The sequence below is a fragment of the Burkholderia sp. SJZ089 genome (assembly GCF_007828315.1).
GTDB classification, from domain to species: Bacteria; Pseudomonadota; Gammaproteobacteria; order Burkholderiales; family Burkholderiaceae; genus Burkholderia; species Burkholderia gladioli.
Window position 1 is genome coordinate 1 of the sequence record NZ_VIUM01000047.1, and the last position, 11,514, is coordinate 11,514.

Annotated in this window: 9 protein-coding genes, 2 pseudogenes and 1 other annotated feature; all 11 genes and pseudogenes read right to left on the bottom strand. The window is 59.0% G+C overall.

The genetic code is table 11. The features are described from left to right. Positions 1–1,322 precede the first annotated feature (1,322 nt). Positions 1,323–1,640: pseudogene (locus FB600_RS36720) on the bottom strand (integrase core domain-containing protein); the annotation flags it as partial. Between the two features lie 16 nt (positions 1,641–1,656). After that, the gene (locus tag FB600_RS36725; RefSeq protein ID WP_145758294.1) at positions 1,657–2,742 is read right to left on the bottom strand and encodes an IS110 family transposase; all 1,086 of its coding nucleotides are present in this window, start codon (positions 2,740–2,742) and stop codon (positions 1,657–1,659) included. A 289-nt stretch (positions 2,743–3,031) separates the two neighbouring features. Further along, a pseudogene (locus FB600_RS36730) lies at positions 3,032–3,951 on the bottom strand (IS3 family transposase); the annotation flags it as partial. Beyond that, positions 3,554–3,670, bottom strand: a sequence feature (AL1L pseudoknot). (Overlaps the previous pseudogene by 117 nt.) 263 nt (positions 3,952–4,214) lie before the next feature. Beyond that, on the bottom strand, positions 4,215–5,252 hold the full coding sequence (locus FB600_RS36735) for an IS110 family transposase (protein ID WP_145758293.1): 1,038 nt from the start codon (positions 5,250–5,252) through the stop codon (positions 4,215–4,217). Positions 5,253–6,016: 764 nt separating this feature from the next. Continuing rightward, the gene (locus FB600_RS36745; protein WP_105853419.1) at positions 6,017–6,382 is read right to left on the bottom strand and encodes a type II toxin-antitoxin system VapC family toxin; all 366 of its coding nucleotides are present in this window, start codon (positions 6,380–6,382) and stop codon (positions 6,017–6,019) included. After that, a complete protein-coding gene (locus FB600_RS36750) occupies positions 6,376–6,594 on the bottom strand; it encodes a ribbon-helix-helix protein, CopG family (protein WP_145758291.1) in 219 nt (72 codons plus the stop codon). The genes FB600_RS36745 and FB600_RS36750 overlap by 7 nt, the downstream gene beginning before the upstream one ends. Positions 6,595–6,787: 193 nt before the next feature. Beyond that, positions 6,788–7,468: a tyrosine-type recombinase/integrase gene (locus FB600_RS36755; protein WP_244102834.1), complete on the bottom strand. Its 681-nt coding sequence runs from the start codon at positions 7,466–7,468 to the stop codon at positions 6,788–6,790. Between the two features lie 417 nt (positions 7,469–7,885). Beyond that, on the bottom strand, positions 7,886–8,290 hold the full coding sequence (locus FB600_RS36760) for a hypothetical protein (RefSeq protein ID WP_145758290.1): 405 nt from the start codon (positions 8,288–8,290) through the stop codon (positions 7,886–7,888). A gap of 677 nt (positions 8,291–8,967) precedes the next feature. Then, a complete protein-coding gene (locus FB600_RS36770) occupies positions 8,968–9,741 on the bottom strand; it encodes a DUF4397 domain-containing protein (protein ID WP_145758289.1) in 774 nt (257 codons plus the stop codon). A 288-nt stretch (positions 9,742–10,029) separates the two neighbouring features. Continuing rightward, positions 10,030–10,305: a hypothetical protein gene (locus FB600_RS36775; protein ID WP_013699894.1), complete on the bottom strand. Its 276-nt coding sequence runs from the start codon at positions 10,303–10,305 to the stop codon at positions 10,030–10,032. A 490-nt stretch (positions 10,306–10,795) separates the two neighbouring features. Continuing rightward, positions 10,796–11,032: a hypothetical protein gene (locus tag FB600_RS36780; protein ID WP_145758288.1), complete on the bottom strand. Its 237-nt coding sequence runs from the start codon at positions 11,030–11,032 to the stop codon at positions 10,796–10,798. Positions 11,033–11,514: the final 482 nt, after the last annotated feature.

Sequence of the window (11,514 nt, forward strand, 5' to 3'; positions counted from 1 at the left end):
GACAACGAATCGCCCTTGCCGGGGCAGAGCACGCGCGTGCACGACAGCGTGGCGGCCGAGGCCGATGCGGCGGCGCAGGCGGTGATCCGGGCCAATACGCCCTAAGGAACCTTGCCGCGAAACTCCTGGGGGCTGCCCACTTCTCCGGCAAGCCTTTAACCGTCAGGCACAGTAAACAAGATTGCCTAGGAGATAGACAGGTGGATCATCGACGACGAATTTCGGCAGCCATCGATGCCTACCAGCCGGATATCGCGTATATGAGCTGCCCGAGGAACCGAATTCGCCAGCAGTTGTTGATGGCGATATTTCGACATCGCCAACTAGAAAACGGGGCGCGGCTGTGGCTAGCGTCGCATGGCAATGCGAACATCTCTGCACACATGGACTTCGAAATATCTGGAAAACCAGGGTATTGGTCAATTACTAGGTAGTAGATACGTCCCGAAGTACCCCCGTGACCATGCAAGCCTGCCTTACAGGCTTGTTTCGATTCCCCCCCCCGCCGAGCGCACGACGACATGTACACTTCCCAATAGCGAGTCAACTGGGCCAGAATCGATTAGCTTGGCCATATATTCCAAGACTTGGCGAGCGAAATCGGGAGCCGTGCTTTGCGCACTTTCGAGGCTACCAAACTCCTGCGAATAAAAGCCGAGATAGTACAACGTCCAAGTTTCGTGATGGCTTGGCTTCGCGACGAGACGGTGACCTGCGAAGCGCGCGACGCGACACCGATGGATGTCACGTCGCCATTGTTGCTGCGGACTCGCAAGATTTTTTCGATGACGATCTGTCGTACAAAATTTAATCATGCTATCAGGCGTAGTGAGACACGAATATACTTAAAAAGCGTCTCTATCGCTGGTTATGTGCGCGCCCCAGCAATAGAGTAAGGCAGGACCGAAATTCTGATGGAATTTGTCATAAGCGCCCGGCCGTCTTGCTTCATCATTCTACTTTTCGGCAGTTACTCCTCACCTCTCCGACTTCTGAAACTTCAGCTTGCCGCCTATGCGCTCATCGCGCTGCTATATCGAATCACCAAGAGCGAGTGCCTTGCAGGCGCCAGGACGCTCTTATGAATGCCTCTATGACGTCGTTCGTCGACGAACTTACCAAAGTCGAGAGACTATCCGGATGGAAACCTGTGGAGCCGGAAATAATTCAATATAATTGCCAAATAATAAATCATCTGCGCACACCACAACCCCACTTTCACCTATACCTAAAATAAGCCATTTTATATGGTATGTGTAGCATTGACGTTTCCGCGACTGGACCGGTTTGAACCGCCCCGGCTTTCGAGGAGGCCGGTTGGTTTAAGTTAACGCAGGTGCTTCAATAGTATTTCTGAGTTGCCTATAGTAGTTTGTCTCAGCCTCGGCTGGCGGGATATAGCCCAGAGGTTCCATCAGCCGATGGTGGTTGTACCAGGCGACCCATTCCAGCGTTGCAAGCTCGACGGATTCCCTTGTTTTCCAAGGCGCTCGTCGGTGAATCAGTTCCGTTTTGTACAAACCGTTGATTGTTTCCGCCAGGGCGTTGTCGTAGCTGTCGCCGCGACTGCCGACCGATGGCTCTATGCCCGCTTCGGCAAGCCGCTCGGTGTACCGAATGGAAACGTATTGCGATCCCCTGACGCCCTTCTAAAGGTCAAGGGGTAATTTGAGTCTGTGCAATCTTGAGGTGGCATTGCTGGATTACGTAATAGACCTCCCTCGCGATGTAGCGCTTCAGGCAGCGGATCGCTTCGAGCTTCGAGTGCCCCTCGCTCACGCGTTTGGCCACATAGGCTTTTGTGCGCGCGTCGGTTCTCAAGCGACCGATGGCAATGATGTGCAAGGCGCTGTTGGCTGCGCGATCCCCTCCGCAATTCAGTCGATGTCGAGTCACCTTACCGGAAGAGGCCGGGACCGGACTCACGCCACAAAGGGCGGCGAAGCTAGCCTCTGACTGAAGTCGGTCGCTGTTGTCGCCGGCGGTCAGTAACAGTTGCGACGCCGACTCGTAGCCAATCGAATTCCGCGAGACAAGGTCGGGGGCAAGTTCGTCCACGAGCGTCGCGATCATGACGTCGAGCTCAGCAATCTCGTCGTGCAACTCCAGATATCGACGTCCCAGCGACTTCAGTGCAATTCGGCAGGCGGAGGTCAGGTTCCGATAGTCGGACAGATCCGGACGCCACGCCGCCAATGTTCGGACGAGCTGCATCCGTGTCATCGCGCGTAGTGATTCACGTAGCTCATCCGGCGCACTGATGATGGTACTGTGGATCAGCTGCAAAGCAACGCGACGCGCCGAAATGGCCGTCTTCCGGCACACTTTCAGAACGCGCAGCGATTCGATCATGCCATCGCGCGTCTTGGGTGTGACCGTACGCACGCCGGCGAAGGCAGCGTGAGCGGCGTTGTAGGCATCCAGCGTATCGTCCTTGCCACGTTTGCGCCGGTCGCTTCTATCCGGCGCGGTGACCTCCAGCACAGTTACATGGGCTTGTTGGAGGTAGCGCAATAAGCCGGCGCCATAGCTTCCGGTGCACTCGACGCCCACCCGGACGAGTTCACCGAATGAGCGCATCCAAAGCAACATCTGCTTGTAGCCGTGCCGCGTGGTTGGGAAGGATTCGCTGCCGAGAATGCGATCATGTTCATCAACGACAGCCGCAAAATGCAGATCCTTGTGCGTATCAACGCCGCCTACGATGCTACGACGGCTAGCAGTAGCCAGTTCTTCTGTCATACGGCCTCGCTCCGGTTATCGATGGGTATGGGCGATCTCACCAATATCGAGTACCTGGACAAGACAGTAAAGTGACAGGGCGTCAGGCCCTTCTTGAGTCACACGTATCGACGAGATGAAATCTCGCCGTTCGGCAGTTCCAGAGGACCGACGGGTCAGGGGAAAGACATTGAGTCGATCGGAATGTGGGTCAGGTCGCCTGGAACGCTCTACGGCACCAGACCCTCCCGAAAGCCGCCTGTTTCAAAATGGTGATTGTCCGGAAACATCTGGTACGCGTATTCTTACTGTCGGAATGATGGATCAGCGTCCCGTCGTCGCCCGGTTGGCGAGCGTACAGCGCTTGTTCAAGCGCATCGAGTACGAAGTCGGTGCGCATGGTACGACTCACCCGCCAGCCAACGATGCGCCTAGCAAACACGTCGATGACGAACGCCACATACAGCCAGCCCTGCCACGTCGAAACGTAGGTGAAATCGGAAATCCAGAGTTGATTCGGCCGGTCGGCCTTGAATTGGCGATTGACTCGATCCAGAGGACGAGGTGCCGAGACATCGGGAATCGTCGTGCGAACCCGTTTGCCGCGAACCGCGCCTTGTAGTCCCAATCGCTGCATCAATCTCTCGACCGTGCAACGGGCCACCCGGATTTGCTCCCGGTTCATCTGTTTCCAGACCTTATCCGCGCCGTAGACCCGCATGTTGGCGTGCCAAACACGCTGGATTTCCGGGCATAGCACGTCATCACACTTCGCGCGGGCGCAGCGCTTTGACAGATCACGAAGCTGGGCGGCATGGCGCCAGTATGCCGACGGGGCAATCCGCAAAACCTTGCAGATCGACTCGACCCCGAAGGTGTCGCGATATTGATCGATGAAGGGTTTCAGGACTTGATACGGCGGTCGAGTTCCGCCTGGGCGAAAAACGCGCTGGCCAGCTTGAGAATCTCGTTGGTCTTGCGCAATTCCTTGTTCTCACGCTCCAGCGCCTTCAGGCGCTCACGCTCGTTTGTGGTCAGGCCATCGCGTTCACCGTTATCGATCTCGTCGCGCTTGACCCAATCGTTCAGCGTTTGCGGCGTGCAGCCTATCATCGGCGCAATCGACTCGACCGCTGCCCACAGCGACGGATGCTCGCTACGCTGCTCGCGCACCAGGCGCACTGCGCGCTCCCGGACTTCCGGGGAAAACTTGCTCGATTTCTTGTTCATGGCTCCTATATGGACGCCTCCCGTTTGCAAGGGATTTCGAACTCTGACGTGACAGGAACGGTCGCAGCTTTATATCCGGCCTTGTTGCAGTCGATTGTTCCGCTGCGGGCCACTATGGAATCCGCTGATCTGCGCCTCATTTCTCTCACGAGCTCGTTGCTCTTGGAGCCATTCAGGTTTCGCAGACCACGGTCCGACCTGTGTTGCCATCACTCTCGATCCCAACGCAACCTTCGACGTGCCACCTTTACAGAACCAGTCTCTCAAGAGATGTTTGCCATTCCGGCTGGATTCACGCTTACGTATCCCTTCTGGTACGGTCGATCATGAGCAAGCACCGCCCAAATTGTCCGTGCGATCTTGTTTGCCAGCGCGACGATGACCACGTTCGGATGCCGTCGCTTCTGCAACTGCTCGACCCACGGACCCGGGTCGTTCGCATGAATCAAAACACTACGGGCACCGTGAATCAGCAGTGTGCGCAGATAGGTGTCACCGCGCTTGCTGATGCCATGAAGATTCACCTTGCCACCCGAACCGGTCTGCCTTGGCACCAGTCCCGCCCACGCTGCAAATTCGCGCCCGGATCGGAACACCTTTGCGTCGCCTATCATTGCGACTGCCGCAGTTGCGCTCAGCAGTCCCACGCCGGGAATCTCACTGATCGCTTTCACGGCGTGGTCATCTTTCTTCCATTCCCGCATTCGGCGTTCGATCGCCGCGATCTGCTCATCGAGCTTCGTCAGCCCGGCCCACTGCTCACGCAATGTGTCGATGAGTACTGCAGGCAAACGCTCCGCAACCCGCGCAAGAATTTCGGGTATCGCCTTGTCGAGCGAAGCCCGTCCCTTAGCCGACACTTCACCATACTCGGCTAACAATCCACGCAAGCCGTTGATCTGCATTGTCCGGAACTTCACCAACTGTTCCCGGGCGCGATGCAGCGCCAGCATTGCTTGCTGCATTTCGGTCTTTACCGCGACTGCCTTGCCGGGCTGCTGCACAGCAAGCCAGATCGCTCGGGCATCCGCCGCGTCGTTCTTGTTGCGGATGTTGAACGCCTTCACGAATTCCCCTGGCATCAGCTTGACCTGATGCCCCATCTGCACCAGCTTGCGTGCCCAGTGATGCGCTCCGCCGCACGCTTCCATTCCGATAAGGCAAGGGGGCCAGTTCGCGAAATGTTCGAGTAGCACAGCGCGTCTGATTGGCTTGTTCACAACCTCGCCAGTGTCATGGTCTACGTAATGCACCTGGAAAACAGTCTTTGCAATGTCGATTCCAACTGGTGTCAGATTCATCGCTAGCCTCCGCTTCGCCGTGAAGATCCATGCGATCTTGCGCTATGCGCCCGCTCATGTCGAAGGCCTGCGCCTCACGATGTGGGAGGAAGGCGTCCATACCATTTCTCTCAAGAGTGGGAGCCTCCTCAAAATCCGGGGCGGTTCATGGGTTAGGGATACTTATCATCAGAGGTGGCCTCACCCACTCGGATAGTTATCCGAGATTTTTACCCGACTGTCCGAATTTGCGCGGCCCCCCTGACCACAACAAATCCGATCACAGCGGTAACGGTAGCTACTCGCGTAAGCCAGCCAGGATGATTGCTCACGATCGTTTCCTCTGCCGGCGCGGCCGGCGTTTTCCGTTGTTAGCGAAGCCAGCCGTAATGACGCATGGCCTCCTCAATCGCCGGCCGCCACCGAGGCGGGCAAGGCTTCACTCGCTCCCCTGTCCGCGTTCCTCGGAGTGGGAGCCCGTTCAATTCCTTGACGTGCGCTATCCAGCACGTCTGCGCAACGATGCCATGTCGCTGCTTCACGAACGTTTGTATGTCCTTGTAGCTGGCCACATCGTCCTCACTTGCCTGTGTTTCCCGATGCGTAGACCGGTCTGCCCGGTTTTTCCAGCAACACCCGGACATCGTTGACTACGAGGCGCGCACCATACGTTTCGTGGACGAACTTGACCCATAAAATCGTTGATGCCTAACTGGCCGATCGAATCAGGGTCGCCGATATGGGTTCGTTTGTACGTGAGGATCCGTAGGGACATACGCGTTTTCCTATATTTTGTATGGCACGCGGACACCCGGCTCGTCTGCTGGAAAGTCCTTCGTATTTCGCGAAACAAGCAACAGCGAGTGAACCTGAGCCGAGGCCCACACGATGGCATCGGGCAGACGAATCTTTTTAGCCTTGCGAATCTCGACGGCGCGATTGGCGATCGCACTGTCTACTGCGACGACATCGAATGTATCGAGCCATGCGCGGATCGCGGCGTCTTCCTCGTCGGATGCGCCGACCAGCACTTCCATCCAGGTGATCGCGCTAATCGCGCGATACTCATAGCGCGCCAGTTCTTTCTTGGCTGCGCCGACCCCGTTGAGATAGTCAATAAGGATGTTCGTATCGAAGAGCGCCTTCACCATTCGGAACGAAGCTCCTGCTGGTACGCCAGGCCATCCGTCTTGCGGCTTTTCCACAGCCCAAACACGTCGGTTCCGAGCGCGCGCTTGCGATGCGAGATATACGCCTCAATGGCATCGCGAATGATGGCCGCGCGGGGCCGCTGTTCGGCCTCCACTATCACCGCGAGGTCGTCAATCTGCGACTCAGGCAGGTCAACCAGGATACGACTCATAAGTCCCTCCGTTTCATGATATACATATCGTATATCTTTCGACGGTTTTGCACAAGCGACGTGTCCGGTTTATCGGCAGGGACGCGACTTGTCTACAGCCATATGGTGTGCTGCCTCGCACTCAGGGACGTACCGGCGATCACCGGGGCCGAGTCCGGCCGATCCAGTCCTTGGCAAGCTGGCTGTCAGGGGCTCACCACCGCCAGCGCTCTCCGTCGACCTCTGCCCAGGCCTCGCTGTCCGAGGTACAGCAGTGCTGCTCGGCGATCAGCGCGATCGCCACCATCAGATCGTCCATCTGGCGATCGAATTCGTCTTCCGACTCAAACGGCACCTGCAGGACCGTGTCGTCGCCCGGCCGTGCCGAGGGCGAGAAGCCGGCCAACACTTCACGCGCAATGCGCTCGAGCGCGCGGGCCCGGCCGCGGCCGCCGTCCCGTTTCGGCGCCACGCGCAGCGTCACGTGTACCTCAACGCACCGCGCGCGGACGGTCGGCGTCGGGCCGCGATCGTCGTCTGCGGGATCCGCTTCCTCCGTCGCAACGGCCGCGGCTGGACCGGGCCCACCGGCGCCCTCGAGCGCGGCATTGAAGAACGATTCGACCGTCTGGTACTGCCTGATCGCGTCGCCCTTCGTGTAGTGCGTGGTGGTGGCCAGGCTCGCATGGCCGAGGAGCGCTTGCATGTCTCGGATGTCGGCGCCGGCGTCCAGGCCGTGGTTGGCAAACGTGTGGCGCAGCCAGTGCGTGCTGGCGCGGCGCAGATCCTCGGCGGCCCCCGGATAGCTGCGTGCCAGCTGCTCGGCCGCGCGCGCGAAGATCCGCTTGAACAGCGTGCCGATCGTGTTCGGATGCAGCGCAGCGCCTGTGACCACGTGCGCGACGAGCGGCGTGTCGGCCGGCGCCGTCTCGAGCGCGAGCGGCTCGGCGCGCGCGCAACTCCGCGCGCAGCAGATCCAGCAGCTTGGCCGGCATGGGCACCTCGCGCCGGCGCCGGCCCTTGCCGTCCACGCGCAACACGTAGGCATCCACGAGCGCGCCATCGAGCGCCTTGCGCGTCAGGTCGCCCGTGGTGGCCGCGGCCAGCTCGGCGCGCCGCATGCCGGTCGCGTACCCGGGCCGACCGCTTACTTGCCGTTGGCATGATGCCGCCGTGCGGTCGAACAATCGCGTGAATGGATGCCGCATGCTTGCCCAGCGAGCGGCCGATGTCGCTTAACGACTCACCGTCTTTCCATCTTTGCCACAACAACGCTTTTTGTTCGGCGGATAGCCCACACCGCTTCTTCTTGCTAACCTACCTTACCTCCTGGGGCGACATTAGACCAGAAGGTGTTGCGATGACCAGTTGAACGTGCCGCACGCCAGCCCCCCCCCCCGGCCTGACGGGTCGCAAAATCGACCGCGCAGGCCCAGGCAAGCGCCGCCTCGGCGTGCGCGAAGCCGTCCTGCCGGGCCACCAGATCGTCGATGCCCGGCGCGCGAACGCTGGCGCGATAGGTCGGCGCCCCACCATTGACGTCTGGGAGTTCGTACAGAGCGACGTCGACCAGACGCGGCTCGCCACTCGGGCGCAGCTCAACCGAGCCATCGCCGCGAGGCAGGATCATCCAGCTGTAGCCACCGATGTCGGCGGTCGAACAGCGCTCGCGCGTGACAAACGAGATGGAGGCCGGGTTCTTGGGTGTGTCGCTCATGAGCGCTTCCAGATTCCATGTCAACGGGTAAATGTGGCGCGGGAGCAAAATCGAGCACGGTGTCGGGTCAAACGCACGCATCATGCTCGTTGTGCCTGTCCGTTGCGCTGCGGCCATCGCCGCCGGGCGGCGGGCGAATCGGAGCGCAAGCTCAGGGGCCGGGCCAGGCGGCCAGGGCCACTCGCAGGTCAGTCTCGAGATTCTCTGAGGTGCCACCGTGGGCAAGCTCAAGCAGGTAAAAAACGCTCAGGCGCTGCAGGCCCATTCACATGAGCCGCCAAGTGTATTCGCATACCCACTCGTTGATCTTGCGAGTCAACCTTTTCCCAACCGCAATCGATTCTTATGCCGCCGTGGACGCCTTGTCGAACGCGATATCACGCTCGCCATACCGACAAATGTTCCGAGTAAATAGTGCCTAAACCAGCACCGAGGCGCCGCCTGAAAGGCCGTCTCGTGACCACATTCGCACAATTAATGCACTCGTTATCAAAGCCAGGCCGGCATTGTCGATGCAGACCGCACCTATGGCGCGCGCACCGAGCACGTGATCCGGCTAGAACCAGCCGGCAGGCCCTCGAACTGAGGCAAGCGCCGCCCCAGTTCACCCAGAACAGCACCAAACGGCACGGCGCCTCACTGGCAGCGCAGCGCGGTGCGACTTGCGAAGCCGAGGCTTACTGCTGCGGGCCCAGTTCCTGCGCGGACGAGTCGGCCTCGTTGCCCTGCGCCACCAGCACATGGATGTCATTCGGGATCAAGTCCCGGATGCCGCCCGCCGGAATCGTCAGCACCAGCCAGTCCGCGTTGTCGGAGAGCGTGATGGGCGCGGTGGTCAGGATCGGCGTCTTCGAGCCGGTGGAGGTGACGACCACCTGGACGCTGGCGCCCTCGATGTAGATCGAATCCTGCCCGCTGGCCGGCACCGCGCCCTGGTAGGCCAGGCCCGGCATGGTCGGGGCAATCGCGCTGATGTCGGTCTTACCCGCCGGCACCACGTAGATGTCGACGTTCTGCGCGTTCGGCGAGGCATTGAAGCCGCGCACGCGCGCCTTGTCCGACAGCAGGCCCTTGGCGTAGGGGTCGTCGATCACCGAGATCGGCGCCGAGGTGCTCGGCAGCGCGATGGTGGTGTAGTGATGGCCGTTGGCGCTCGAGAAGCCCTGCGAACCCAGCGTGACGGTGGTGCCGTTGGCGTCGTACGAAGCGGTCTGGTTGCCGGTGCCGAGGTCGGCGTAGCGCGTCACGCCCTTGTAGGCGATGTTGGCGGTGTTGACCTGGCCGTTCAGGTAGTAGTCGAGATTGGGGCCGAGCGGCACCGCGTTGATGAAGCGCGCCTGCGGCTTCGAGACGCCGATGATGGTGCCGACGTCGTTGCCGTCATCGCCGCCGCATGCGCTGAGCATGGCCACTGCGGACACCATCACGGCCAGGGTACGTAGTCCTTTCATACTTTCCTCTCTGATTCTGACGTTCATATGAGCTGCGCTGCGTGCACGGTCCGGCACGAGCTTGCGCGACCAGTGGTTACGGCTTTGCACTGCGAATGCGGCCTGATTGGCGCCACATCTTCTCTGCCCTGCGTATACAGCAGCCTGAGCGACTGGACAGAACCGTGCCAATCAGCAGCGATTGGAGGCCTATTGAAGAGGCGGCGTCGACACATAACGCAACTGCCGCATCTTATGACCGGATAGATGGCAAAGTCAGAGGCCGTTCCTTTGGAGTCTTCCGGCGCCTCAGTTTCTACCCAATCGCCTGAGCCGTGCAGCCAAATAAATGAAATCTGCTGCAGGCGTGAACACATGAGGCGTCGCATCGCCGGCAAACAGCACATATCCTTCAAAGTCTCGTTGCCTCAGCATCTGCACCAAACGGCCGGCCATCGCTACGGACAATTCTTCGATCTCGGTTGCATTCATGCCCAGATCACCAACTATGTCCCATCCGCCTTCGACGAGAAGCACCATGTCTTGAGTGGAGCCGTCCTTGCGGCCTAAGATGCGGTATTTCATAGTGCGCTTGGCAGCGTGGCCAGTGAGGTTCCCGATCCGGATAGGGTTTTAGCCATTGATCTCCCGCGGACAGTTATTCAGCACCAGGTTGAGGTACAACTCAACGGTAGACGTTATCGTCCGACGCCTTAATTGCGCCCCACCCCACCAAAAACTGGCATTACAGCGAAACATAGAGGGAGACTTACGCAACTATCATCTCGATGCCATCTGAGTCCCCGGGCATTTTCGGCCAACATAACTTGAATAAAAAGAATATCTCAAGGAATCCGAAGCGAAATATTTTTCGGTGAAGAAGGATGCGCGATAGATACTGGCTCTAAGAGTAGCCCATCACCTCCCATCAAAAAGTCAAAGATTGACAAGAACAGATCGGCGCCGCCGAACGACATCCGGTGGGCGCTGTACGGCCATCTAGAAATCAGTTGTTTTCCGGACCGTAAGACCACTCTTGCAGCCGGGCCTAACTCATAGGGCGGATCGGATGCAGTCAATCAATCGAGCCAAGGAAGGCGTCAATGGCGGCTTGCCCGGCGACTTCCCCGACAAGATACGCCCATCGCTCAGTAAAAGGTCCGTTGCGCAGTAACACTTGACCTCCGTTTCCGCCAAGCGCTTCGGGATTAGTTCCACCCTTGATTTGGACAGCCACATCGAACGTGTCCTGCGTAGCGGGAGTCAACTCAACGTGAATTTCAAAGCCACGGTAGGTGATCATTCGCTGCATGACAGCCTCCATGTCGTTGTCGGTCGGCAACATACGAGGGAGTTGCCAGATGAGTCGTCGCGCGGCGTCCATCGCAGCGGACGTATTACGTCTTCATCGCGGACAGCGCGCGTCGACCCACTTTCGCAGAGATGCAGATCGGCTATTCTGGTGCTCGATTTGTCCTGCCAGGCACAGCTCTCTATGACCACCTCGAGCTCAAAAGGCGCGCCTGATATTTCGTGGCACACTCATGAAGCCGCCGCCGCTAGACGTTAGCGTAGATGGTAGCAGGCAAGAGAACGCCGTGGCGTGGGCCCTGCTGAAGTACTTGATCTCCATGCCAACTGCATGCTGAACCATATCAAGCACGTCCAACGCAGTCGTTGAATCTTTTCAGTCGCATTGTTAGACAGGCGTACTATCGAATCGGTACGATACCCGCTCGGATGAGCTAACAGTAAATTCAGCCGTCACGCCAACAGGGAATCATCATGCCGCTT